At 70.8% G+C, this 24,787-nt stretch carries 19 protein-coding genes; 11 read left to right on the top strand and 8 right to left on the bottom strand.

The features are described 5' to 3' along the window. The first annotated feature begins 205 nt into the window (after nucleotides 1-205). The 5 genes from AB4078_RS09120 to AB4078_RS09100 all read left to right on the top strand — a co-directional run bounded on the left by AB4078_RS09120 (nucleotide 206) and on the right by AB4078_RS09100 (nucleotide 6,257). Nucleotides 206-1,348, top strand: coding sequence for a Gfo/Idh/MocA family protein (locus AB4078_RS09120; protein WP_441976938.1), 1,143 nt, complete (start codon nucleotides 206-208; stop codon nucleotides 1,346-1,348). 8 nt (nucleotides 1,349-1,356) lie between these two features. Continuing rightward, complete coding sequence (locus AB4078_RS09115) at nucleotides 1,357-2,679, top strand: dihydrodipicolinate synthase family protein (RefSeq protein ID WP_441976849.1); 1,323 nt, start codon at nucleotides 1,357-1,359, stop codon at nucleotides 2,677-2,679. Then, nucleotides 2,676-3,542 (top strand): sugar phosphate isomerase/epimerase family protein, encoded by an 867-nt coding sequence (locus tag AB4078_RS09110; RefSeq protein ID WP_441976848.1) that lies wholly within the window; start codon nucleotides 2,676-2,678, stop codon nucleotides 3,540-3,542. The genes AB4078_RS09115 and AB4078_RS09110 overlap by 4 nt, the downstream gene beginning before the upstream one ends. 257 nt (nucleotides 3,543-3,799) lie before the next feature. Beyond that, entirely contained in the window at nucleotides 3,800-4,552 is a 753-nt protein-coding gene (locus AB4078_RS09105) for a sugar phosphate isomerase/epimerase family protein (RefSeq protein ID WP_441976847.1), read from the top strand. A 220-nt stretch (nucleotides 4,553-4,772) separates the two neighbouring features. Next, the gene (locus tag AB4078_RS09100) at nucleotides 4,773-6,257 is read left to right on the top strand and encodes a polysaccharide lyase 6 family protein (protein WP_441976846.1); all 1,485 of its coding nucleotides are present in this window, start codon (nucleotides 4,773-4,775) and stop codon (nucleotides 6,255-6,257) included. A 221-nt stretch (nucleotides 6,258-6,478) separates the two neighbouring features. Here AB4078_RS09100 and AB4078_RS09095 read toward each other — a convergent pair whose 3' ends face one another. From AB4078_RS09095 to AB4078_RS09075, 5 genes are all read right to left on the bottom strand, one after another. Beyond that, complete coding sequence (locus AB4078_RS09095; protein ID WP_441976845.1) at nucleotides 6,479-7,945, bottom strand: chondroitinase-B domain-containing protein; 1,467 nt, start codon at nucleotides 7,943-7,945, stop codon at nucleotides 6,479-6,481. A 116-nt stretch (nucleotides 7,946-8,061) separates the two neighbouring features. After that, nucleotides 8,062-10,152 (bottom strand): alpha-L-fucosidase, encoded by a 2,091-nt coding sequence (locus AB4078_RS09090; protein ID WP_441976844.1) that lies wholly within the window; start codon nucleotides 10,150-10,152, stop codon nucleotides 8,062-8,064. A gap of 2 nt (nucleotides 10,153-10,154) precedes the next feature. After that, complete coding sequence (locus AB4078_RS09085) at nucleotides 10,155-11,021, bottom strand: carbohydrate ABC transporter permease (RefSeq protein ID WP_440734174.1); 867 nt, start codon at nucleotides 11,019-11,021, stop codon at nucleotides 10,155-10,157. Next, nucleotides 11,018-11,986, bottom strand: a complete 969-nt coding sequence (locus tag AB4078_RS09080; RefSeq protein ID WP_440734173.1) for a carbohydrate ABC transporter permease — start codon at nucleotides 11,984-11,986, stop codon at nucleotides 11,018-11,020. The genes AB4078_RS09085 and AB4078_RS09080 overlap by 4 nt, the downstream gene beginning before the upstream one ends. Further along, the gene (locus AB4078_RS09075) at nucleotides 11,983-13,320 is read right to left on the bottom strand and encodes a sugar ABC transporter substrate-binding protein (RefSeq protein WP_441976843.1); all 1,338 of its coding nucleotides are present in this window, start codon (nucleotides 13,318-13,320) and stop codon (nucleotides 11,983-11,985) included. The genes AB4078_RS09080 and AB4078_RS09075 overlap by 4 nt, the downstream gene beginning before the upstream one ends. Before the next feature lie 130 nt (nucleotides 13,321-13,450). Here AB4078_RS09075 and AB4078_RS09070 point away from each other — a divergent pair, with 130 nt between their 5' ends. Together AB4078_RS09070 and AB4078_RS09065 are read left to right on the top strand one after the other, a co-directional pair. Next, complete coding sequence (locus tag AB4078_RS09070) at nucleotides 13,451-14,452, top strand: hydroxyacid dehydrogenase (protein ID WP_441976842.1); 1,002 nt, start codon at nucleotides 13,451-13,453, stop codon at nucleotides 14,450-14,452. A 130-nt stretch (nucleotides 14,453-14,582) separates the two neighbouring features. Continuing rightward, nucleotides 14,583-15,689, top strand: coding sequence for a LacI family DNA-binding transcriptional regulator (locus AB4078_RS09065; RefSeq protein WP_441976841.1), 1,107 nt, complete (start codon nucleotides 14,583-14,585; stop codon nucleotides 15,687-15,689). Between the two features lie 188 nt (nucleotides 15,690-15,877). On the opposite strand, the gene AB4078_RS09060 is transcribed toward AB4078_RS09065, so the two are convergent. Both AB4078_RS09060 and uxaC read right to left on the bottom strand, forming a co-directional pair. Further along, the gene (locus AB4078_RS09060; protein WP_441976840.1) at nucleotides 15,878-17,242 is read right to left on the bottom strand and encodes a mannitol dehydrogenase family protein; all 1,365 of its coding nucleotides are present in this window, start codon (nucleotides 17,240-17,242) and stop codon (nucleotides 15,878-15,880) included. Then, nucleotides 17,239-18,651 carry a glucuronate isomerase gene (gene uxaC, locus AB4078_RS09055; protein WP_441976937.1) on the bottom strand — a complete coding sequence of 471 codons (1,413 nt, stop codon included), beginning with the start codon at nucleotides 18,649-18,651 and terminating at the stop codon, nucleotides 17,239-17,241. Before uxaC ends, AB4078_RS09060 begins: the two co-directional genes overlap by 4 nt. Nucleotides 18,652-18,940: 289 nt before the next feature. Here uxaC and AB4078_RS09050 point away from each other — a divergent pair, with 289 nt between their 5' ends. From AB4078_RS09050 to AB4078_RS09040, 3 genes are all read left to right on the top strand, one after another. Continuing rightward, nucleotides 18,941-19,987: a LacI family DNA-binding transcriptional regulator gene (locus AB4078_RS09050; RefSeq protein WP_441976839.1), complete on the top strand. Its 1,047-nt coding sequence runs from the start codon at nucleotides 18,941-18,943 to the stop codon at nucleotides 19,985-19,987. 182 nt (nucleotides 19,988-20,169) lie between these two features. Continuing rightward, nucleotides 20,170-21,408 (top strand): D-mannonate dehydratase ManD, encoded by a 1,239-nt coding sequence (gene manD, locus AB4078_RS09045; RefSeq protein WP_441976838.1) that lies wholly within the window; start codon nucleotides 20,170-20,172, stop codon nucleotides 21,406-21,408. After that, complete coding sequence (locus AB4078_RS09040) at nucleotides 21,398-21,934, top strand: gluconokinase (protein ID WP_441976837.1); 537 nt, start codon at nucleotides 21,398-21,400, stop codon at nucleotides 21,932-21,934. The genes manD and AB4078_RS09040 overlap by 11 nt, the downstream gene beginning before the upstream one ends. A gap of 129 nt (nucleotides 21,935-22,063) precedes the next feature. Here AB4078_RS09040 and pgm read toward each other — a convergent pair whose 3' ends face one another. After that, nucleotides 22,064-23,707 (bottom strand): phosphoglucomutase (alpha-D-glucose-1,6-bisphosphate-dependent), encoded by a 1,644-nt coding sequence (pgm, locus tag AB4078_RS09035; protein WP_441976836.1) that lies wholly within the window; start codon nucleotides 23,705-23,707, stop codon nucleotides 22,064-22,066. 81 nt (nucleotides 23,708-23,788) lie between these two features. Between pgm and pheA the strand changes: the two genes are divergently transcribed. Beyond that, nucleotides 23,789-24,766, top strand: coding sequence for a prephenate dehydratase (gene pheA / locus AB4078_RS09030; protein ID WP_441976835.1), 978 nt, complete (start codon nucleotides 23,789-23,791; stop codon nucleotides 24,764-24,766). The last annotated feature ends 21 nt before the right edge of the window (nucleotides 24,767-24,787 follow it).

Raw genomic sequence — 24,787 nt, 5'->3', positions numbered from 1 at the left:
GGCCTGGTGGCGGGATCGCCGCTACGGGCGGGCGGGGCGCCCCCTCGAGCCACGGCGCCCGTCTTGCGGTAAGCGTGTTCCCGTGTCAAGATGATCCAACTGGAAAGCGCTTACCCGAATCGGTATCCACGAATGAACCGCCGGGCGAGCATGAGACGAAGGAAGCACCGTGGCTGAGAGCACCACCCGCGAGATCGGCATCATCATGAACGGCGTCTCCGGGCGCATGGGCTACCGCCAGCACCTGGTGCGCTCGATCCTCGCGATCCGCGAGCAGGGCGGCATCGAGCTGCCCGACGGCACCCGCGTCACCGTGAAGCCGATCCTCGTCGGCCGCAGCGCGCAGAAGCTCGCCGAACTCGCCGCCAAGCACGGCATCGAAGACTGGACGACCGACCTCGACGCCGCGCTCGCGGATCCGCAGTGGGAGATTTACGCCGACTTCCTCATCACCAAGGCGCGGGCGACCGCGATCCGCAAGGCCATCGCCGCGGGCAAGGCGATCTACACCGAGAAGCCCACCGCCGAGTCGGTTGAGGAGGCACTCGAGCTCGCCCGTCTGGCGCAGGCGGCCGGGGTCAAGACCGGCGTCGTGCATGACAAGCTCTACCTGCCCGGTCTGCAGAAGCTCAAGCGCCTCATCGATTCCGGCTTCTTCGGGCGGATCCTGTCCGTGCGCGGAGAGTTCGGCTACTGGGTGTTCGAAGGCGACTGGCAGCCCGCCCAGCGTCCGAGCTGGAACTACCGCACCGAGGACGGCGGCGGAATCATCAGCGACATGTTCCCGCACTGGAACTACGTCATGGAGAACCTGTTCGGCGAGGTCAAGAGCGTCTACGCTCAGGCCGCGGTGCACATCGCCGACCGCTGGGACGAGAACGGCGAGCACTACACCGCCACCGCCGAGGACGCGGCGTACGGGATCTTCGAGCTCGAGGGCGGCGTCATCGCCGAGATCAACTCCAGCTGGACCGTGCGCGTGAACCGGGATGAGCTGGTCGAGTTCCAGGTCGACGGCACGCACGGATCCGCCGTCGTCGGCCTGTTCGGCGCGAAGATCCAGCACCGCAACGCCACCCCGAAGCCGGTGTGGAACCCTGACCTGGCCGACGCGCACGACTACGACGCCGACTGGGCCGACGTGCCGGTGAACGACGTCTTCCTGAACGGCTTCCGTCAGCAGTGGGAGGAGTACCTGGAGTCCTACGTGCTCGGTACCGACTACGCCTTCGACCTGCTGGCCGGCGCCCGCGGCGTGCAGCTCGCCGAGGCGGGCCTGCAGTCCTCCGTCGAGGGGCGCAAGATCGCGCTGCCCGCGCTGAGCCCGGCCGGCTCGAACGAGGGCTGAGGCGCACGATGACGACGATCCGCCTCCTCGCGGCCGACGGTGCGACCTCCGAGGCCGAGCTCAACGACGCCGGCGCCTACGAGCGTCCGACCGCACCGCTGCAGAGTCGCGTGGCCTACGCCGCGGCGCACGTGGTGCCGAAGGTGCACGCCGACAACACCCCCGGCCGGCCGGCCGACATCGACTGGGAAGCGACGCTCGCGTTCCGCCGCAACGTGTACTCGTGGGGTCTGGGCGTCGCCGACGCCATGGACACCGCACAGCGCAACATGGGCCTCGATGCGGCGGCGACCCGTGAGCTCATCGCCCGCAGCGCCGCGGTCGCCTGGGAGGAGGGCGGATCCGTCGTCGTCGGCGTCAACACCGACCACGTCGAGGCGGAGCGCATCTCGCTGCCGCAGGTGATCGACGCCTACGTCGAGCAGCTGCACTTCACCGAGGAGCAGGGCGCCGGCCCCGTGCTGATGGCCTCCCGTCACCTCGCCCGCGTGGCGGAGTCGCGCACCGACTACCTGCGCGTGTACGCCGCGGTGCTGCAGCAGGCGACCACGCCGGTCGTGCTGCACTGGCTCGGCACCGCGTTCGACCCCCAGCTGGAGGGATACTTCGGATCCGGTGACTGGCGCGACGCGTCCGGGACGCTGCTGCGGATCATCGCGGAGAACCCGGGCAAGGTCGCGGGCGTCAAGATGAGCCTGCTGAACGCCGAATCCGAGATCGCGGTGCGCGAGCAGCTTCCCGAGGGCGTGCGCATGTTCACCGGCGACGACTTCAACTACGTCGGACTCATCGGCGGCGAGGATCCGGCCGACGGCGCGGCGGGCGGCGACGGTGTTGCCGGTGCGGGCTTCGGCCCGGCGAGTGTACATGAACTCGCCGAGAGCACACCTTCTTCGCGTGAACAGGGTGTGCACTCGGCGACAACACGTGCTGTCGGCGAGCACGAGGTTCGCTCCAGCGCCCGCCGTGCCCACTCCGACGCGCTGCTCGGGGCCTTCGCCGCGATCACCCCGGTCGCCTCGGCCGCGATCCAGGCGCTCGACGCCGGAGATCCGGCCCGCTACCTCGAGATCCTCGGTCCGACGGAGGAGCTCAGCCGGCAGGTATTCGCCGCGCCCACGTTCTACTACAAGACCGGCGTCGCATTCCTGTCCTGGCTGAACGGCCACCAGCCCGCGTTCCAGATGGTGGGCGGCCTGCACTCCGCGCGCAGCCTGCCGCACCTCAGCCGCATCGTCGAGCTCGCGAACGCCTCGCTCGCGCTCGAGGATCCGGAGCTCGCGCGCGAGCGGTGGCACGGCATGCTCGCCCTGAACGGAGTGACCGCATGACCGCCGTCGACCCTCGCCTGTCGATCAACCAGGCCACGATCAAGTACGCCGACCTCGCCACCGCGCTCCGCGTCACGGCCGAGGCGGGTGTGCAGGGCATCGGCCTGTGGCGCGAGCCTGTGAACGAAGTCGGGCTCGACGTGGCGGCGCGGATGCTCGCCGACTCCGGACTGCGCTTCACCACGCACTGCCGCGGCGGGTTCTTCACACTGCCGGCCGGGCCGGAGCGCGTCGCCGCGCTCGGCGACAACCGCCGCGCGATCGAGGAGACCGCGACACTCGCCGCCGCCGGGGCGGAGGGGTCCACAGCGATCCTGGTGCTGGTCGCCGGCGGGCTGCCCGAGGGATCCCGCGACCTGATCGGCGCCCGCGAACGAGTGCGCGACGCGATCGGCGAGCTCTCGACCGATGCCGCCGCCGCCGGAGTGACCCTCGCGATCGAGCCGCTGCACCCGATGTTCGGATCCGACCGCTGCGTCGTCTCCACGCTCGGGCAGGCGCTCGACATCGCGGCCGACTTCGACCCGACGGTGGTCGGTGCGACGGTCGACACGTTCCACATCTGGTGGGATCCGCAGGTTCTCGACCAGATCGCCCGTGCTGGCCGGGAGGGGCGCATCGCGACTTACCAGGTGTGCGACTGGAAGACGCCGCTGCCCGCCGATGTGCTGCTCAGCCGGCACTACCCGGGCGACGGCGTCATCGACTTCGCCTCGCTCACCCGGGCCGTCGTGGCGACGGGGTACGACCGCGACATCGAGGTGGAGATCTTCAACGCCGACATCTGGGCGGAGGATCCGGCCGAGGTCGTGCGCCGCACTGCCGAGTCGTTCGGCGCGGCGATCTCGCCCCACCTCGGCTGAGGGGCCTGGATGCGCCCATGGCTCGCGCGCCTTCGTCTCGTCGCTGGGTTCCTCGCCCAGGGACTTTCGTGCGTGGTCCCTGAGCGCGCGCAGAGAGACGAAGGGCGCTGAGGGTCGCTCAGAGGACCATGCCCGCGGCGCGGCGTTCGAAACTCAGTCGATTCGGACCCATGTGGGCGAGAACCCGACCATGAACGCCGAATTTGACTGAGTCCGGAACACCCAATCCCGCCGACGCCACATGAAAGGCTGATCCCATGACCATCCGACCCGGGCTGTGCTCCGTGACCTTCCGGCAGCTGGATCCGGCGGCGATCGCCGCGCTCGCAGCGAGCGCCGGGCTCAAGGCGATCGAATGGGGCGGCGATGTGCACGTGCCCCCGGGCGATGCCGTGCGCGCCGCCGAGGTCGCACGGATCACGGCCGATGCCGGGCTGGCCGTGGCCTCGTACGGCTCGTACTTCCGCGCGGAACACGGGGAGGACATCGCCCCGGTCCTGGATTCGGCCGAGGCGCTCGGCGCGGACCGGATCCGGGTATGGGCCGGCCGCATCGGTTCGGCGGACGCCACCGCGGCGGAGCGGGCAGCGACCGTCGACGCCCTTGCCGTCGCTGCCGAGCAAGCGGGGAGTCGGGGGATCTCGCTCGCGCTGGAGTTCCATGGGCGCACGCTCGCCGACGATGCCGAGCAGACGCTCCGCGTGCTGGAGGAGGTCGGCAGCCCGCATCTCGGGACGTACTGGCAGCCCACCGTGTCGGCGTCCGACGCGGTCGCGGTGGCCGAGTACGAGCGGATCGCCGACCACGTCTCGGCCGCGCACGTGTTCTCCTGGTGGCCCGCGACCCAGCGGCTGCCCCTCACCGCCCGCGACGGGCTGTGGCGGGCGTTCTTCGCCGCCGCGGCCGCAGCCCCTGTGCCGCCGCGCGACGCCCTTCTCGAGTTCGTGCCGGACGATGACCCGGCGGCGCTCGCGGCGGAAGTAGCGGCACTGCGCGCCTACCTCACCTGACGGAGAGGGTGCGTCCTCGACGAGGTGACGACGGCTCGCCAAATGTATGGCAAACGCTTGCCATCTGGGCGCGAGATCGACATGATCGGACGGAAGGCAGTTTTCCCACAAGATCCGCCGCGCGCTGCACGAAGACGTCCTGCGTCGCAGGACAGGTGCGTGTCGCGGTCGTCGTCCGGCATCGCAGGCAGAGATCCATCGAAGAAGATCGGAACCCCAGATGAAGACCACTCGAACACTGCTCGCGGTCGTCGCGGCCGCGGGCCTCGCGCTCAGCGGCGCGGGCGTCGCGAGCGCCGCCGAACGCCCCGCCTCCTCTCTCGACCTCGCTCACGCCGCCGCCGCGGCATCCCGAGGCGCCACCGTGACGACGACGTCCACCGTGAGCACGCTGGCGCAGCTGCAGACGGCGATCGCCGCCGCACAGCCCGGCGACACGATCACCCTGAAGAACGGCACCTACGCGGTCGGATCCGCTATCGCCGTCGCTGGCGGCGGGGCGTCGGGGAACCCGGTGACGATCACTGCGGAGTCGGTCGGCGGAGTGACCCTCACCGGCGCCTCGAGCTTCACCTTCTCGGGCGCGCACGACGTCGTGCTGCGGGGCTTCCGGTTCACCCAGTCCACGACGCTCGAGGTCCCCGCCGACAGCCGCGCGATCACGTTCAGTCGTGACGAGTTCGCCTTCGCGCAGAGCGCCGAGCACAACCTGATCGTGCGCGCGGACGACTCCGTCGTCGAGTACAGCTGGTTCCATGGCAAGAGCACGATCGGCGTCTATCTGGGCATCGAGGGGGCCGGGACGACGGAGATGGCGACCGGCGTCAAGGTGCACCACAACTACTTCTCCGACCAGAGCTTCGCCGGTAAGAACGGCGGCGAGTGCATCCGCCTCGGTGTCAGCCCGCGCGCGCTCAGCACGGCCGGCGCCATCGTCGAGAACAACCTCTTCGAGAGGGCCAACGGCGACCCGGAGACGATCTCGGTGAAGTCCAGCGGCAACACGATCCGGTACAACACCGTCCGCGACAGCTTCGGCGGCATCGTGCTGCGGCACGGCAACGGCAACACGGTGGTCGGCAACAGGATCATCGGCGGCGCCAACGGCATCCGCATCTACGGCAACGACCACGTCATCGTGAACAACTACGTGGCCGGGCTCAGCAAGGAAGGCATCGTGATCGGATCCGGTACCGAGCGCGACCATTACGAGGGGGAGCCGGCGGATGACAGGAAGGGCAACGACGCCCCCGACCGGATCCGGATCGCACTGAACACCCTGGTCGACAACGGAGGCGGGATCATCGGCGAGACGAACCGCACGGTTCCGCCGCTCAACGTGACGATCGTGGACAACATCGTGCGCGGGCAGACGGGCTACCTCGGCAACGTCCCGCTCATGCAGGACTTCTACTGGCGGGGCAACATCATCTGGGGCGCCGCGGCCAACGGCAACATCCCGAAGGTCGGCTTCACGCGGGTGGATCCGCAGCTCGCGCAGGATGCCGCCGGAACCTGGAAGATCGCCGCGTCCAGCCCGGCCGTGAACGCGGCGACGCAGGCCAACCACGCCGACTGGGTCACCGACGATCTCGACGGGCGTGCGCGCACCGGCGTGTACGACATCGGCGCCCAGGAGGTGACGAGCAGCCCGGCGACGCGGGCCCCGCTCACCACAGCGAACGTCGGCCCCAGCGCCCCGTAGGCGGGACGAGCGCCCCCGAGTCGAGAGGGCGCCGGACTTCGAGTCCGGCGCCCTCTCCGTGGCTGCGGGAGGGCCAGGCGCGCCGGATCCACCGTGGCAACCGAATGCCAAACCCGCCGCTCAGAAGCCGGCAGGGAGCACGCGAGGAGAGGCCGGATCGGAGCCCACCCCGATCCGGCCTCCTTCGTGCTCAGGCCCTCGGCCCTCAGGCCCTCGGCCGCTCAGGCGCTCAACGGGCCGACATCCCCCGTGTGCAGCGGCGCGCGCCGCGCGTGCGCGGCGGAGTACTCGTGCGCACCGATGTCGGCGGCCCCAGTGCGATGGCGGCCCAGGATGTCGTCGCTCACCCACGCCGTGTGGTCCTGGGTCGCGGCATCGATCGCGGGGCTGCCCGCGCCGATGCGAGGCAGGCCCTCGTCGTCCAGTGCCAGGAGCGGATCCACCCGAGTGAATCCGGTCGCGGGCGCGTCGCCGTCCGCCGCCGCACCCCAGAGGATGTTGCCCGACCACGTGAAGTTCTTCGACTTCGGGACGAGCGCGAGCGAACCGCGGTCCGAGACGACGAGGTTGTCCACGATCACGCAGTCGTCCGGCTCGATCGGCCGCGCGGTCTCGCCGATGATGCCGCCGCCCACGTCGATGAGCGAGTTCAGCGCGATCCGCACCCGGTCGGGTGCATCGTTCTTCGTGCGCGAGGTGGAGGGCTCGCCCTCGTAGTGGTCTCGCAGCGTGCCGCAGCCGATCACGATCGCCGAGCCGTTGATCCCCGTGATGAGATTGTTCACGATCACGTGGTCGTTGCCGTAGATCCGGATGCCGTTCTCGCCGTTCAGGATGTGGTTCGACTCGATCCGGGTGCGGTTGCCGTGCCGCAGCACGATGCCGCCGAGGGAATCCCGGATGGTGTTGTACCGCACCGTGTTGTCGCTCGACTTCACCGAGATCGCCTCGGGGTCGCCGTTGCACCGCTCGAACAGGTTGTACTCGACGATCGCGTGCGCGCTGCTCAGCGCCCGGGGGCTCACGCCCAGGCGGATCGGCTCGCCGCCGTTGTCGCCGGGGAAGGTGTGGTCCGAGAAGTAGTTGTGGTGGATGTGCACGTTCTGGGCCATGTCGGTGGGCTGGCCGCCCTCGATGCCGAGGTAGATGCCCAGCGTCGACTTGCCGTGGAAGTGGTTGTACTCGATCACGGTGTCGTCGGCGCGCACCATCACGTTGTGCAGACCCTCGATGTCGGCCAGGACGAACTCATTGCGGCTGAGCGTGATCGCCTGGCACGAGGCGGGGATCTCGAAGGTGGTGGACTGCGTGAACACGAACCCGCTGAGAGTCACGTGGTGGGCGCCGTCGAACACGAAGCTCTGCGCGCCCGTGAACGTGACGCCGCCGACGCTCTCGGCCATGATCGTGAGGTGCTTGTTCCAGCGACCGCTCACGCCCGCGAGCCGGATCGGGGATCCGTCCGGCACGGCGTACGTGCCGTTCGCGACGACGATCGTCGCGCCCTCCTGGGCCGTGTCGATCGCGGTCTGCAGGGCGGCCAGATCCGACACCGACGTGTACGGGCCGCGGCCGTCCAACCCGGGCACGATGCCCGCACGGGGTCCGACGGCCTGTGCTGCGCCCGGGATGCCCGTCAGCGCCAGAGCGGCACCGGCGGCGGACAGGATGAAAGTGCGTCTCTTCATGGATCCTCCTCGTTGAGAAATGGCCCGACGCCGGGTCTCGGCGCAGGGGCGACGGCGGTCCCCTGGATGGCTCGGGGACCGTGGGTGGGCTGGGCGGCGGTGCGGCGGGCGGATCCTCAGGCGATCGCGTCGTCGGTCAGGAACAGCTCCACGACGGGCACGGCCGTGTCGGGGCGCTGCATCGGGAGCTGAAGGGTGAGGGTGCCGGACGGCAGTCCGCCCATGAGGGTGTTCTGCGCGACCCGATCCGGATCCACGTGCAGCGGCACGAGCTCGGAGGCGTCGGTCATGAGCTGCGCGTAGCGCACCCGCCCCGCGAGGCCCGGCAGATGCAGGTGCTTGAACGGCCAGGCGAACAGGTGGGCGTAGAGCCGGTCACCGCGCAGCGTGTACCTCACATCGGCCGGCGGAGTGAACGGCGCGGGCCCGGCACCGCGGATGGCCCGCGCGTGATCGTCCATCCACGTGCCGATCCCGCCGAAGATCTCCTCGGCATCCCTGCCGAGCCTGCCGCGGCCGTCGGGGCCGATGTTCAGCAGCAGGTTGCCGTTCTTCGACACCCCGTCGACGAGGAGGCGGATGAGGGACTCGGCGGTCTTGAACTCATGGTTGTCGCGGTCGTAGCCCCAGCTGCCGTTGAGCGTCTGGCACGCCTCCCAGGGCACCTCTTCGCCGTCGCGGGTCATCGGCGCGAGCGGCTGGTACTGCTCCGGCGTGACGATGTCGCCGGGGATCCCGAGCCGGTCGTTCACGATGATCCCCGGCTGCAGCTCCCGGACCAGGGCGAGGAGGTTCTCCGCGTCCCAGTCCTCCGCGCCCTTGCCGCCCCAGTAGTCGGGGCGGTGCGTGTAGGAGAAGTCGAAGAACAGGTAGTCGATGCGCCCGTACTGCGTGAGCAGCTCGCGCACCTGGCCGTGCAGGTACGGCTGGTAGTCGCGCACGTCGCGGTCGACGGTGGCGGCTTTGAACTCCTCGTCGTCGCGCTGCGGATGCGTGCCGTCGACGGGGAAGGACTCGTGGTGCCAGTCGATGAGCGAGTAGTACAGACCCACGCGCAGGCCCTCGGCCCGGCACGCTGCGACGAACTCGGCCACCGCATCCCGGCCGAACGGCGTGTTCATCGTGGTGTAGTCGGTCAGGGCCGAGTCCCACAGGCAGAAGCCGTCATGGTGCTTGGCGGTGAGCACGACGTAGCCGGCCCCTGCCTCGCGCGCGATGCGAGCCCACGCGCGCGGGTCGAACCGGTCGGGGTCGAAGTGCGCGCGGTAGGACTCGTAATCGGCGTCGCTCAACCGTTCCCGGCTCTTGACCCACTCGTGCCGCGCGGCGAGGGAGTACAGCCCCCAGTGCACGAACATGCCGAGGCGGGCGTCGACGAACCAGGTCAGGTCTGCAGGGGCGGGCATGCGGTCTCCGGGGGCGGGGTCGACGGCGGGAGAGGTCTGGGCATCGCGGGGGTGGGCGGTGAGCGGCGTCTGCCCCGGTGCCGGCGGGCACGGCTCGGCATCGAGCAGGGCGCGGTCCAGCGCCGAGAGCTCCTCCGCGGTCATCCCGTGTGCGGCGAGCAGTGCTCGGACGGATCCGTGCGTGGCGTCGATCTCGGCGAGCACGTCCCGCATGACCGCGGCAGGCGACTCCGTGGCGAGCGCGGCGGCGTGCGGCGACTGCGGGTAGGCACGGCGCAGCCGCTCCGAGGTGGCGCGGCGGCGGGCCTCGGGGATGAGCGATGAGGTGAGGGCGTAGTCGGCCACGACCTCGTCGCGGTCTGCCCCGACCGCCGCCAGGGCGAGCGCGATCACGAGTCCGGTGCGGTCCTTGCCTGCGGTGCAGTGCACCAGGACGGCCTCGCCCTCGGCGATCGCGCGGATCGCGGCGACGAGCTCGGGCATCGACTCCGCCAGCAGGTGCCGGTAGATCCCGGCGAGGTCGTAACCGTCCAGGAAGAACGAGCGCGGCGACCCGTGGTACAGCGGGAGGCGGACGATCTCCACATCGGCCAGCACCGTCGGGGCTTCGGCGACCTCGTCGTCCGAGCGCAGATCGACGATCCGGCCGACCCGGGCGCGCAGTTGCTCCGCCCCGCGCCGGTCGACATCCGACAGCGCGCCGGAGCGGTACAGCCGCCCGGGGCGGACGCGGGCGGATCCGGCGGGGATCCCGCCCACGTCGCGCAGTCCCACCACGCCGTCGATCTGCAGCACCGTCACGATCAGCCCTTCAGCGCGCCAGAGGTGAGGCCCCGCGCGAAGGACCGCTGGAAGAGCAGGAACACGATCACCGACGGGGCGAGCGCCAGCAGCGAGGCCGCCATGATGACGCCAGGGGTGACCTCGGGATCGATGCGCAGCGTGCGCAGCGCGAGCGGCAGCGTGTACGTGGCGTTGCTGGTGGAGACGAGCAGCGGCAGCAGGTACTGATCCCAGATCATCGTGAACCCGAACACCCCGACCACGCCGAGGGCGGGCTTGCAGAGCGGCACGATGATCTGCGCGAACACGCGGAGCTCCCCGGCGCCGTCGATGCGGGCGGCTTCCTCCAGCTCGATCGGCACGTCCTTCATGAACTCGGTCATCACGAGGATCGAGAACGCCCAGGCGCCCAGCGGCACGATCATGCCGGCCAGCGTTCCCATCAGGTTGATGTGCACGAGCGGCAGATCCGACAGCAGGATCGACAGCGGCAGGGCGAGGATCTCCTCCGGCAGCATCATGGTCGCGAGGATCGCGACCATCACCAGCGCCGAGAAGCGGAACCGCTTGCGGGCCAGGGCATACCCGGCGAGCACCGAGACGATGACCTGCAGCAGCAGGCCGAACCCGACCACGAAGAACGAGTTCGCCAGGTACTTCAGCACGCCGTAGTCGATCGCGATCCCGAAGTTCGAAAGCGTCGGCCGCGTCGGGATGACGCTGAGCTCGGTCGGATCCGAGACCTCGCCGAACGCGCCGACGAGCAGCGCGATCAGCGGGCCTGCGAACAGGATCGCGACGACGGCGTACAGCACGACCTTGACGGCGATCGCGAGGGGAGTGCGGCTCTCGGTCAGTCCGAGGGCGGTGTCGGTGCCGGCGCTCATGCGTCCTTCCTCCTGCGGGTGATGAGCTGCACGAAGACCGTCAGCACCAGCGTCGCGAGGAACAGCAGCACCGCACCGGCGGAGCCGACGCCGAGCTTGCCCTGTTCCAGGCCGAGTTTGTAGAGCAGGGTCATGACGACCTCGGTCGCGCCGTTCGGGCCGCCGTTGGTCATCAGGAACACCTCGGTGAACACCCGGAAGCCGCGTACGGCGGCGAGGATGAACAGGATCGTGAACACGGGGCGCAGGCCTGGCAGGGTCACGTGCAGGATCCGCTGCCAGCGGTTCGCCCCGTCGACGGTCGCCGCCTCGTACAGACCCCGGTCGATGCCGGCGAGCCCGGCCAGGATGATCATCATGTCGTACGGCGCGCCGCGCCAGATCCCCATCACCATGATGGATCCCATCGCGGTGCTCGGATCGTTGATGTACTCGCTGGGGCCGAGCCCGACGAGGCCGATGATCGAGTTCAGGAAGCCGTCCGCCGCCGGGTAGTACATGATCCGCCAGAGCTCGGCGATGACGGCCATGGGCACGACCACGGGCAGGAACGCGGCGGAGCGCAGGAACGAGAGCTTGCGGGTCTGGCCCTCCAGCAGCAGGGCCAGCAGGAAGCCGACGCCGAGGCTTCCTGCGGTCTGCCCGAAGGCGAGGACGAGCGTGTTGATCGTCGCGTCGCGGAAGTCGGCCGACGAGAGGATCGTCTGGTAGTTCGCGAGCCCGACGAACTCGTTGCCGAGGTAGGGGCGGACGTTCTCCACCGACATCGAGACGGCCTGCACCATCGGGATGTAGCGGAACACCAGGAAGAGCAGCAGCGCGGGGGTGAGGAACGCCCACGGGATCCACCACTGCCCCTGCGTGCGCCGCCGGCGGCGCCGAGCCGGCGACGGGACCAGGAGGGCCTCCGTCGCCGTGCTCGGCGCGGATCCCGCGCGTGCGGTGTCCACGATGTCGATCGTCACTTCTTGAGGATCCCCTGCGTCAGCAGTTCGGCGGTGAGCTTGCCGTCGAGGTCGGAGAGCTCCGCCTTCAGGTCGAGCGAGCAGTCGGCGAGCAGCGCGTTCACGGTGTCGGCGGTCATCTGACGCACCGGCGTCCAGCTCGGGATGTTCGGCGCGTAGCGGCCGTCCTCCTGGTAGGCGGTCGCGAAGGTCTCCCAGCGCTTGTCGTCGCGCACGTCGGACACCTTCACGGTCTTGTTCACCGGCAGCTGCACGCTGAACGTCCCGTTCGTGCCCTCCATGCCGGCCTTCTGCGCGTCGGCGCCGATGTACCAGTCGGCGAACGCGTTCTGGCCCTTCTGGTTCTCGGATCCGGCCATGAGGTAGATCGCGCCGCCCTCGGCGAGCACCGCGGCGTCCTTCGGGCCCTCGGGTGCGGGGACGACCTCGTACTTGTCGGCGCCGAGGGACTTGTCGAACCGCGGCAGCATGTACGGCCCGGTCAGGTACATCCCGGCCACTCCGGTCTCGAAGGCCTCGTTGGTGGGCGGGGTGTCCATGCTGACGGCGCCGGGCTGCATGACCTTGGCGTCGCACTGCAGACCCCGGAACCACTCCATCGCCTCGACCGAGGCCGGATCGCTCATCGCGGGGAGGTAGCCGCCGCCCGACTTCTTGATGAAGTCGCCGCCCGCGGCCCACAGGAAGTTGGAGAAGTACCACGAGGCGTAGCCGCGCTTGGTCGACGCGGGCACGGCGAGGCCGTAGGTGTCGTTCTGACCGTTTCCGTCCGGATCCTGGGTGGTGAACGCCTTCGCGACGGCCTTCAGGTCGTCCCAGGTCTTCGGAGCCTGCAGGCCGAGCTTCTGCAGCCAGTCGCTGCGGACCAGCAGGGCGTTCGCCTGCGCGGAGTAGGGGATCGCGTAGGTTTTGCCGTCGGTCGCCTTGCCTGCGGTGGCGGCCTGAGGGGTGAGATCCTTGGCGTGGGGCACGTCCTTGGCGCTCACCTCGCGGACGATGCCCTGCGTGTGCATCGTGCCGAGCTGGCTGATGTCGTTCATGACGATGTCAGGCAGATCCTTCTGCCCCGCGCGCTGGGCGAGCTTGGTCTCGAAGTCGTCGAAGATCGCGGTGAGCTCGGCCTTGTAGCCGGTCTTCTTCTCGAACGCGGCGACCATCGCCTTCTGCGCGGTCTCGCTCGGGCTGCCCGGGGTGGTGCGGATCCAGATCTCGAGGGTCGACTTCTCGTTCTGCTTCACGCCGGCCGGAGCGCCCGAGCCTGTGCTCGAGCAGCCCGCGAGGGCGAGGGTGGCGACGCCGATCAGGGCGGCGGTGCGCAGGATTCTGCTGTGCATGGGGTTCTCCGTCGGTTTGGCAAACGCTTGCCACTTTGCAAGGCGTCGATCGCGAATCTAATGTAGGTCCGCAGACGCTGTCAATCATTGATCGGATGTTTCGCCCGTCGCGGCGAAGAGGGGAGTCGGAATGGGCGAGCGGATGCGCGCGCGGCTGGTCATGGAGGAGCGGCGTCGCCACGACGTCTACCCGGACGAGGTGCTGGCCATGATCGACGCTACCGTGACGCTGGAGCGACCGTTCCTCACCGCGGACGAGCTGGCGGATCAGCCGGATGCGCTTCGGGACACCGAACTGCTGCTGACCGGCTGGGGCGCGCCGGTCGTGGACGGCGCTCTGCTGGAGCGCGCTCCGCACCTGCGCGGCGTGCTGCATGCGGCCGGCTCGGTCAAGCACATGATCGCCCCCGAGGTCTGGGCGCGCGGGGTCGCGGTCGTCTCGGCCGCCGCCGCGAACGCCGACCCCGTGGCCGAGATCGCCGTCGCACAGATCGTGCTCGCCGCACGCGGCGTGCCGGCCGCGCGGCGCCGCTACGCCCGGGAACGGCAGCTCGCCGCGGCGGGTGCGGCGTCCGGCGCGCGCGGGCGCACCGTGGGGCTCGTGGCGCTCGGCGAGATCGGGCGCAGGGTCGCTGAGCGGCTGGAGGGCAGCGGGCTCCGGCTGCTCGCCGCGGATCCGTTCGCCGATGCGGCAGCGGCGGCCGAGGTCGGCGTCGAACTCGTCGGTCTCGAGGAGCTGTTCGCCACCGCCGACGTCGTGAGCCTGCATGCGCCGCTGCTGCCGGCGACGACGGGGATGATCGACGCCGCGCTGCTCCGCCGGCTGCCGGAGGGCGCGACGCTCATCAACACCGCGCGGGGCGGACTCGTGGACGAGGACGGACTCGTGGCGGTCTGGCAGGAGCGCCCCGACCTCACGGCTCTGCTGGACGTCACCGTGGAGGAGCCGCCCGCGGAGTCCTCGCCGCTGTGGACGCTCGAGAACGTCGAGCTGACGCCGCACGTGGCCGGATCCATGGGTGAGGACCGCGCGGCGATGGGGCGGCTCGTCGCTGCCGAGCTGCGGCGCTGGGCTGCCGGCGAGGCACTGCAGCACCGGATCGATCCGACATCGCTCGATCGCATCGCCTGAGGTCCGGAGGCCACGTTCCGGTGGTGGATCGGCAACCGATTGCCCGTCCCGGATGTTGAGGTCGGCGGACGGTCGTTCCGTCGTCCGCGTGCCCGCGGGAGCAGCGCCCTCGGGGCACTATGCTCGGGGCATGAGCCCGGAAAGCCTTTCCCCGACGGGTGCCGATGCGTCGGCGCGGAGCACGTTCGGTGCAGGGTCCGGGGCGCCGCACGCGGCGACGCTGCAGGACGTCGCCCGCGAGGCGGGTGTGTCGCTGGCGACCGCATCACGCGTGCTGAACGGCTCCGCACGCAAGGTCGCGGGGGCCTTCCGCGAACGGGTCGAGCGTGCGGCGGAGGAGCTCGGCTACACCCCGAACGTGTCGGCCCAGGCGACCGCTCGCGGCCGCTCGCCGGTCATCGCCCTGCTCGTCGCCGACATCGCCGACCCCTACTTCGGTCAGATCGCCGCCGGGGTCGCCCGGGGCGCCGACGAGCGCGGTCTCGTCGTGACGATCTCGATCACCGAGCGCGACCAGGAGCGGGAGAACCGGATCCTGAGGGCCTTGCGCGGACAGCGCCCGCAGGGACTGATCCTCGCCGCATCCCGCGCGGAGTCGGGCGACAGCGGATCCGGGAACTCGGAGCTGGAGGCCTTCGAGCGCTTCGGCGGTCGCGTCGTGACGTTCGGCGATGCCTCCGGCGCCGACCGGAACGGCAACGGCGGGCGCTCGATCGTGATCGACAACGCGGGCGGCGCCGAGGAGCTCGGGCGGCGCATGGCCGCGCTCGGCTACCGCACGGCGATCGGCATTGGCGCCGCCGAGGGCGTGCGCACCTCCGATGACCGGCTGAACGGCTTCGCCCGCGGGTTCGCATCGGACGGAGGGCGCGTGGAGCGCATCCACCGCGGCGACTTCCGGCGGGAGTCGGGAGCTGTGGCCATGACCGCGGCGCTGGCGGAGGGCGTCGCATCCGGCACTCTGGTGTTCGGCATGAGCGACGTGGTCGCGCTGGGCGCGATGTCCGCGATCCGGGCCGCCGGGCGCGAGGTCGGCACGGACATCGCCGTGTGCGGCTTCGACGACGTCTCCGCGAGCGGCGACGTCACCCCCGCGCTCACCACCGTGCGGGTGCCGCTGAACGAGGCGGGGTATCAGGCGTTCCGCGCGGTCGTCGACGACGACTGGGCGCAGTCCGACCTGCCCGTCGAGGTGGTCGTGCGCGCGAGCACCCCGGGACCGTCCGGCACGGTCTGAGCCGCCTCATCCACGTGGGGCAGGCGGGCGTTCGCTGCTCGCGTCGGCGCCCGACACCGGTCGCCGGCCGAGCCCCGGGACGACGGGGCGATCGGCTCGGAGAAGGATTTCGCTGCTCCGGGCCTGCGGGAGGATGCGTTTTCCTTCTTCGACGGAGTGCGTGTTGTTCTCACGGCGCCTCCACGGCGCTAGCCGACGCTGACCGCGGCGGGTTCGAGACGGACGGCGGCCACGGCCGCGGTGATCTCCTCGGTCGCGAGGGCGGGATCCAGGACCCGGAGGAGCGCGCGCACCGGATCCGCGGCCTGCCGTGCCTGGTCGATCGCGATCCGTCTCGCGTCGGGGGCGCCGGCGCCCGAGCACACGAGCCGGATCCAGGCCGCGAGGGCGCGGACGGATGCGGCACCTTCTCGTCCGGCCGCACGCTCCGCGCGCAGCACCGGCACGACGCGGATGGCGAGCTTGGTTGCGCTCTCCTCGGAGATCTGCGCGAGATGATGCGCGATCCGGCCGTTGGCGAAACGGTCCGCGAGAGCGCGGCGATACGCGTCGAGGTCGAGCCCGTCCGGTAGTTGCCGCTCCGCCTCGTCCCAGAACGCGTGCACCCAACTCCGGCAGTCGGGATCCGCCATCGCATCGGCGACGGTCGCGTGCCCGCGCACGGTGCCGATGCCGGCGAGGAGGCTGTGCGCGCCATTGAGCAGCAGGAGCTTCCGCCGCTCCCACGGCTCGATGTCGTCGACGAAGCGGGCACCCGCCGTCTCCCAGCGCGGGCGGCCGTTCGGGAAGCGGCCGCTCAGCACCCAGTCGGAGAACGGCTCGGCGACCACGGGCGACGTGTCGTGGAACCCGGTCAGCGCGGCGGCGGCAGTCCGGTCGGCGTCCGTCGTGCGCGGAGTGATCCGGTCCACGGACGTCGACACGAAGGAGACCTGTTCGCGGATCCCGTCCGCGAGCGCCGGGTCCACCGCCTCGGCGAGGCCGAGCAATCCCGTGCGTACGAGGGTCCCGTTGTCCGGGATGTTGTCGCAGGGCACGATCGCGATCGGGCCCGCGTCGGCTGAGAGCCGTGCCCTGAGCCCCGACAGCAGGCGTCCGAGCGTGGTCGCGGGTGGTCGACGGCTGCGCAGCGCGACGAGGTCGGCGGTGACGGCCGGGTCGTCGAGGTCGGGGGATCCGTCGCGTCGCAGCCGATACGCGGGCTCGGTGATCGTGAGCGTGACCAGGGCCGTCCCGGGGGCGGTGAGCAGGCGTTCGAGCCGGATCGTGTCATCGGCGGGGTGCGCCTCGACGACCGCCGGGACGATCTCGGCCCGATCGTGCTCGGGGCCGCGCTCTATCAGGGTGTACAGCCCGCCCTGCCGGGAGAGGTCGTCGGCGACGCGTGGACTGCGGCCGGTGAAGGCCGCGATCGTCCACTCCGCCGCATCCGCCGCGTGCGCGGTGTACCACGCCTGGTGCGCGCGATGGAAGGCGCCGAGGCCCAGGTGCACGATGCGCGGCGGTGCGGCCGGGCCGCCGACCGCGCCCCGGCGCAGCGCGGCACCCGTCACAGCTTGAACACCTTCCGGGGCAGCGTGTCGACCAGGTCGTGCGCGATCCGGTGCGCCGCCGGCTCGTCCAGTCGCCCCTCGGCCACGAGTCGCGCCAGGAAGGCCGCATCCAGGCGGCGGGCCATGTCGTGGCGAGCCGGGATGGAGAGGAAGGCGCGGGTGTCATCGACGAAGCCCGCGCCGCGGTAGAAGCCCGCCGTCTCGGTCACCGCGGCGCGGAAGCGCAGCACCGCATCCGGGGCGTCGAGGAACCACCAGGGCGCGCCGATGTACACGCTCGGATAGAAGCCCGCGAGCGGGGCGATCTCGCGCGAATAGGCGGTCTCATCGACCGCGAACAGCACGAGATGGAAGTCGGGGGCGTTCCCGTAGCGCTGCAGCAGCGGGCGCAGCGCCTCGGCGTAGCCGGTGCGCACGGGGATGTCGTGGCCGGAGTCAGGGCCGAACCTCTCGAGCGTCGCGGTGCTGTGGTTTCGGAGCACCCCGGGGTGCACCGTCATCACCAGCCCGTCCTCGACCGACATCCGCGCCGACTCCAGCAGCATGTGCCCCTGGAACGCCGTGGCCTCTGCCGCATCGAGTTCGCCGCGGACGGCGCGCGCGTACAGGGCGGACGCCTCGCCCGCCGTCAGGTCGACGGCCAGGGGTTGCAGCACCCCGTGGTCGGCCGAGACCGCGCCGTTCGCGATGAAGTGCGCACGCCGCGCCTCGAGTGCGCCGAGGTAGCCCGCATAGTCGTCGACGGCGGATCCGCTCCACGCGGCCAGGCGCTCGACGTTCGCGGCGAAGGCAGGATGGGCAGGGTCGAGGTAGGCGTCAGGGCGGAACGTCGGCGCGACCCGGCCGCGGAAGGCGGGGTCCGCGGCGAGAGCACGGTGCACGCCGAGGTCGTCGAGCGGATCGTCGGTCGTCGCGAGGAACTCGATGCCGAATCGGTCGAAGAGCGCACGAGGGCGGAAAGATGGGAGAGTCAGCACGGCGCCGATGCGGTCGAACAGCGCATCGGCGTTCGCCGCATCCGGCTGCTCGTCCAGACCGAACAGCTCGGCGAACTGATGGGTGAGCCAGTAGCCGGATGCCGTGCCCGCGAACAGATGCCAGTTCTCGCAGAACCGCCGCCAGGCGTCACGGGCGGAGGCTGTCGGTGCGGCCCCGGTCCGGTCGGGGACCGCGAGCTCGTTGAACGGGATGCCGGAGGCGTGCAGCAGACGCGTGACGTAATGGTCGTGGCGCAGCAGCAGTTCGGTGGGATCGGGGAACGCGGCGTCATCGTGCAGCAGGCGGGGATCGACGTGCCCGTGCGGGGAGAGGATGGGCAGCGCCGCGACCCGCTCGTACAGCTCCCGGGCGATGCCGCGCGTGCGCGGATCGACGGGGAGCAGGCGGTCGGGGTCGGCTTCGAGGTGCATGGGCGCTTTCTGGATCGCGGGGGCGGTCGTGGTCGCACGGCCGGCTCGCCCCGCTCGTGCCTGGATCATGGGCGCTCCGGCCCGCGAGGACGGTGCTGCCTGACCGGTATTCTGTCCAGCGTCGCTCCGGCTTGTCAACCGATTGCCAAACTCGATCGAATCGGATGCGCGGCGCGGCGGCCGTGCGCGGGGAACGCGGACGGCGGCGGCCGGGAGGGATCCGTCCCGCGATGAGCGCGTCGTCGTCGGCGCGCGGTACGGTGGTGCGAAGTCGTGAAGGAGTGTGACCGTGGCAGCGGACGCAACGGAGCCGCGGCCGACGCGGGCCAGAGCACGCGCGGCCGCCACGATCTATGACGTGGCGAAGCTGGCGGGTGTGAACCCGTCGACGGTGTCGCGTGCGCTCACGCAGCCGGGGCGCGTCAACGCCGGCACCGAGGCGCGGATCCGCGAGGCGGCCGCGCAGCTCAAGTACCGCACCAATCCGATGGCGCGCGCCCTGCCCACGGGGCGCACGAAGACGCTCGGCCTGCTCATCGCCGACATCACCAACCCGGTGATCTTCGGCATCGTCCGCGGTGCAGAGCAGGCGGCCGGCGAGTTCGGCTACACCCTCGTGTTCGCGGAGTCGCAGGAATCGGGGGAGCGCGAGGCGCGATCGGCCGAACGCATCCTGCCGGCGGTGGATGCGCTCGTGCTGGGCACCACTCGCCTCCCGGACGAGCGGATCCGAGAGCTTGCCGAGGTCAAGCCGGTCGTCGTGCTGAACCGCGAGATCCAGGGGGTCTCGACCGTGACGCCGAACCTCGAGCCGGGGATCGACCAGGCGCTGGCGCACCTGGAGATGCTCGGCCACACGTCTCTCGTCTTCCTCGCAGGGCCGGCCGAGTCGTGGATGAGCCGGCGGCGCTGGGATGCCCTGCGCACCGGCGCCGAGGCGCGTGGGATGACGATCGCGTCGATCGGTCCGGTCGAGCCGACGATCGACGGCGGCCGCGGCGCGCTCGCCCGGGTCATCGCCTCCCGCGCGACCGCGATCATCGCGTACAACGACATCATGGCCATCGGCCTGCTCCGGGCCGCCGGTGAGCACGGCGTCCTCGTCCCCGGCGTCTTCAGCATCCTGGGCTTCGATGACATCTTCGGATCCGACTTCACGTCTCCGGCGCTGACGACCGTGCGCTCACCGCTCGCGGCGGCGGGACGATACGCCGTCCGCAAGGCGCTGGAACTCGCGGGCGCGGTCGAGGCCGACGATGCGGCCGCCGTGGAGGCGGCGACGCTGGAGACCGAGCTCGTGATCCGCGGCTCGACCGGACCCGCCAGGGCGGTCTGAGGGGCGCGCTGCCCTCGCGCCGGGGATCACTCGGATGCGGAACGGCTTCCGCCTATCTCCTCTACAGTCGTCGCAATGCATGGCAAGCGTTTGCCAGATTGCCACTCGACGTGCTTCAATGAGCGCGGATCTCCCCGGAGACGCCCCGGCACCGCAGCCGCGCACACCGAAAGGACACCTCGATGAGGATCGACAAGGCCGAGGTGATCGTCACCAGCCCCGACCGCAACTTCGTCACGCTGAAGCTCACGACGTCCGATGGCGCGACGGGCCTGGGGGATGCGACCCTCAACGGCCGTGAACTGGCGGTGGTCGCCTACCTGCGTGAGCACGTGGTGCCGCTGCTGATCGGGGCGGACGCCTCGCGCATCGAGGACACCTGGCAGTTCCTGTACCGCTCGGCGTACTGGCGCCGCGGGCCCGTCACGATGGCCGCCATCGCCGCGGTGGACATGGCGCTCTGGGACATCAAGGCCAAGGCCGCGGGGATGCCCCTGTACCAGCTGCTCGGCGGAGCCAGCCGGGAGGGCCTGCTGGCCTACGGCCATGCCTCGGGCAAGGAACTGCCCGAGCTGTTCGACTCCGTGCGCGCGCACCTCGAACAGGGCTACCGGGCCATCCGGATCCAGACCGGCGTGCCGGGACTGAAGGCGATCTACGGAATCGCCTCGCAAGCGGCCGACGCCGGCGGCGGCGAGGCGCGCTACGACCACGAGCCCGCCCGGCGCGGGGCGGCGCCCGTGCAGGAGGACTGGGACACCCGGGCCTACCTGCGCCACCTGCCCGGCGTCTTCGATGCCGTGCGCAACGAGTTCGGCCCCGAGATCCCGCTGCTGCACGACGGTCATCACAGGATGACGCCGATCCAGGCCGCCCGGCTCGGAAAGTCGCTGGAGCCCTACGACCTGTTCTGGCTCGAGGACTGCACGCCCGCTGAGAACCAGGAGGCGCTGCGCCTGGTGCGTCAGCACACCACGACGCCGCTCGCGATCGGCGAGGTCTTCAACACCGTGTGGGATTTCAAGGACCTGATCCGCGATCAGCTCATCGACTACGTGCGCGGAGCCGTCACGCACATGGGCGGCATCACCCCGCTGCGCAAGACGATCGACTACGCCGCGATGCACCAGATCAAGTCGGGCTTCCACGGGCCGACGGACATCTCCCCGGTGGGCATGGCCGCGCAGATGCACCTGGGGCTGGCGATTCACAACTTCGGGATCCAGGAGTACATGCAGCACGGCGAACGGACAGACCGGGTGTTCCAGCAGTCCTTCAGATGGAACGGCGGCCTGCTGCACCCCGGCGACGCCCCCGGCCTGGGTGTCGAGCTGGACGTGGACGAGGCCGGCCGGTATCCGTACGAGCAGGCGTACTTGCCCTACAACCGGCTCTCGGACGGCACCGTCCATGACTGGTGAGGCGACGGCCCCGGTCGATGCGGGCACCGGATCCGCGCCGCTCATCGTCGTCATGGGGGTGTCGGCAGCGGGCAAGACCAGCGTCACCCGGGCGCTCGCCGCGCGCCTCGGTGTGGGCGGCTGGGACGCCGATGACCTGCACTCGCCGGCCAACGTGGCGAGGATGGCCGCGGGAACGCCGCTGACCGACGAGGACCGCTGGCCGTGGCTGGACGCCGTCGGCGCCGCCCTCGCCGCGGGGCGTGGCGAGGGCGGGCGAGTCATGGCGTGCTCGGCGCTGCGCCGCGTCTACCGCAACAGGCTGCGTGAGGTCGTGCCGGAGGCCCGGTTCGTGCACCTGCACGGCACGCCCGAGCTGCTGCGGGCACGCGCCGCGGGGAGGGCGGGGCACTACATGCCGCCGTCGCTGCTGCCCTCGCAGCTCGCCCTGCTCGAGCCGCTGGAACCGGACGAGGACGGAACCGCGCTCGATGTCACCGGCACCGTCGACGAGATCGTCACCGCCGCCGTCGCCTGGATCCGCTGAGCGCGCGGCAGCCTCCGCGACGACCACGCGGATCCGGTGAATCAGGGCGCTCGCTGGTCGCAGATTGCGGTATCGCGGCTCAGATGACGGCAATACGCGACCAGCGAACCGGGGAAAGGCCGCAGGCGATCAGCCGCCGAGCGCGGCGCTGACCACCGCCCGAGCCTCCTCCTGCACGCGGGCGAGGTGGTCGGGGCCCAGCAGCGACTCGGCGTAGAGCTTGTAGACGTCCTCCGTGCCGGACGGGCGGGCGGCGAACCAGGCGTGCTCGGTCTGCACCTTGAGCCCGCCGATCGCGGCACCGTTGCCGGGCGCGTGCGAGAGCTTGGCCACGATCGGCTCGCCGGCGAGCTCGGTGGCGGTGACGGAATCCGGCGACAGCTTGCCGAGCGTGGCCTTCTGCTCCGGGGTCGCCGGAGCGTCCACGCGCTGATAGGCGGAGGCGCCGAACGCCTCCTCGAGCTCGCGGTAGCGCTCGGACGGGGTCTTGCCGGTGACGGCGAGGATCTCCGCGGCCAGCAGGCAGAGCAGGATGCCGTCCTTGTCGGTCGACCACACGGATCCGTCCTTGCGCAGGAACGACGCCCCGGCGGACTCCTCGCCGCCGAAGGCGACCGAGCCGTCGAGCAGCCCGGGCACGAACCACTTGAACCCGACGGGCACCTCGAGCAGGCGCCGGCCGAGCGACTCGGCGACGCGGTCGATGATCATCGAGGACACCAGCGTCTTGCCGATCGCGGCGTCGCGGCCCCAGCCCGCGCGGTGCGAGAACAGGTAGTCGATCGCGACAGCGAGATAGTGGTTCGGGTTCATCAGGCCCGCGTCAGGGGTGACGATGCCGTGCCGGTCGGCGTCGGCGTCGTTGCCCGTGAGCACGTCGTAGTCGCCCTTCTTCGCGACCAGCGACGCCATCGCGGACGGGGAGGACGGATCCATTCGGATCTTCTCATCCCAGTCCAGCGTCATGAAGCGCCAGGTCGGGTCGACCTCGGGATTCACGACCGTGAGGTCGAGGCCGTGCATCTCGCCGATGAGGGCCCAGTACTCGACCGAGGCGCCGCCGAGCGGATCCGCGCCGATCCGGATGCCCGCGCGCTTGATCGCGTCGATGTCGATGATCGACGGCAGGTCGCGGACGTACGCCTCGCGGAAGTCGTAGGTGCCGAGGCCGTCGGCGTCGATGTCGGCGAAGCGCGTGCGCTTGACGCCCTCGAGGCCCTGCTCGATGAGTTCGTTCGCGCGGTTCGCGATCCACGCGGTCGCGTCAGTGTCCGCAGGTCCGCCGTGCGGAGGGTTGTACTTGAAGCCGCCGTCGCGCGGCGGGTTGTGCGACGGGGTCACGACGATGCCGTCGGCCCGGCCGGGCTCGTCGTCGGCGCGGTCGCGGTTGTAGGTGAGGATCGCGTGGCTGAGGGCCGGGGTCGGCACCCAGGCGTCGCGGGAGTCGACGAGCACGTCGATGCCGTTCGCGACGAGCACCTCGATCGCGCTGCGTTCGGCCGGGCGGCTGAGGGCGTGCGTGTCGCGGCCGAGGAACAGCGGGCCCGTGATGCCCTGCGCGGTGCGGTAGTCGACGATCGCCTGGGTCGTGGCGAGGATGTGCTGCTCGTTGAAGCTGCCGCTCAGCGACGAGCCGCGATGCCCGCTCGTGCCGAACACGACTCTCTCGGTGGAGATCTTCGGATCCGGGATCCGGTCGTAGTAGGCGGCGATCAGCTCGTCGACGTCGATCAGGTCGCTTTCCTCCGCGGGGAGGCCGGCACGGCTCGTCATGCAGACAGTCTGCCCCGCGGAGCCGCGGAACGCATCATCGTTTCGATATGGAACCTCAGGTCACGAAGGCGGGGGCGTCCGATGCCCCGGACTAGGCTGAACGCCGTGACCGAAGCCGCCCCCGCCCGCCGTACCTACAGCTACCTCGGCCCCGCGGGGACGTTCACCGAAGCCGCGCTGGAGCAGGTGCCCGAAGCGCGCGGACACGACTGGCGACCGGTGCACAACGTGGGCGAGGCGCTCGCCGACGTGCTCGAGGGACGCAGCGATGCCGCCATGATCGCGATCGAGAACTCGGTGGAGGGCGGGGTCACCACGACCCTGGATGCCCTGGCGACGCTGCCCGGCCTGCGGATCGTCGGCGAATACCTGGTGAAGGTCGACTTCGTGCTGGTTGCTGCTCCCGGGACGCGGATCGAGGACGTCACGGTCATCGCCGCGCATCCCGTCGCCTACGCCCAGTGCTACGGCTGGCTCGGCGAGCACATCCCCACGCACCAGCACGTGCCCGCCGCGAGCAACGTCGCCTCGGCACTGGGGATCCTGGACGGCTCTCTTCCGGCCGACGCCGCCATCGCGGCCCCCGGCATCGTGGCGCACCACGAGCTCGAGCTCCTCGCCGACAGCATCGGCGACAACGACAACGCCGTCACGCGCTTCGTGCTGGTCGCGCGCACGGTGGCGCCGGCCCCGCCGACCGGTGCGGACAAGACCTCGCTCATCGTCGAGCTGCCCGTGGACCACGCCGGTGCGCTGCTCGAACTGCTCGAGCAGTTCTCCACCCGCGGCATCAACCTGTCGCTGCTGCAGTCGCGGCCCATCGGCGACGAGCTGGGCAGGTACCGCTTCGTGCTCGACGCGGACGGTCACATCCAGGACGAGCGCATGGCCGATGCCCTGCTCGGCATCCGCCGGTTCAGCCCGCGCGTGGTCTACCTCGGCTCCTACCCCCGCGCCGACCGCCGCATCGTGCAGTACCCCGAGCGCTACGCGGACGACGTGTTCGTCGAGGCCCGGGACTGGATCCGCAGGCTGATCGCGGGGGAGCCCGAGGCGTAGGCCCGAGCCCGAGGCGCAGAC

Source organism: Microbacterium sp. 2MCAF23 (genome assembly GCF_052115565.1).
Lineage (GTDB): Bacteria > Actinomycetota > Actinomycetes > Actinomycetales > Microbacteriaceae > Microbacterium.
Note: the sequence above shows the minus strand (reverse complement) of the source record. Positions and strands in the feature narration are given on the sequence as shown.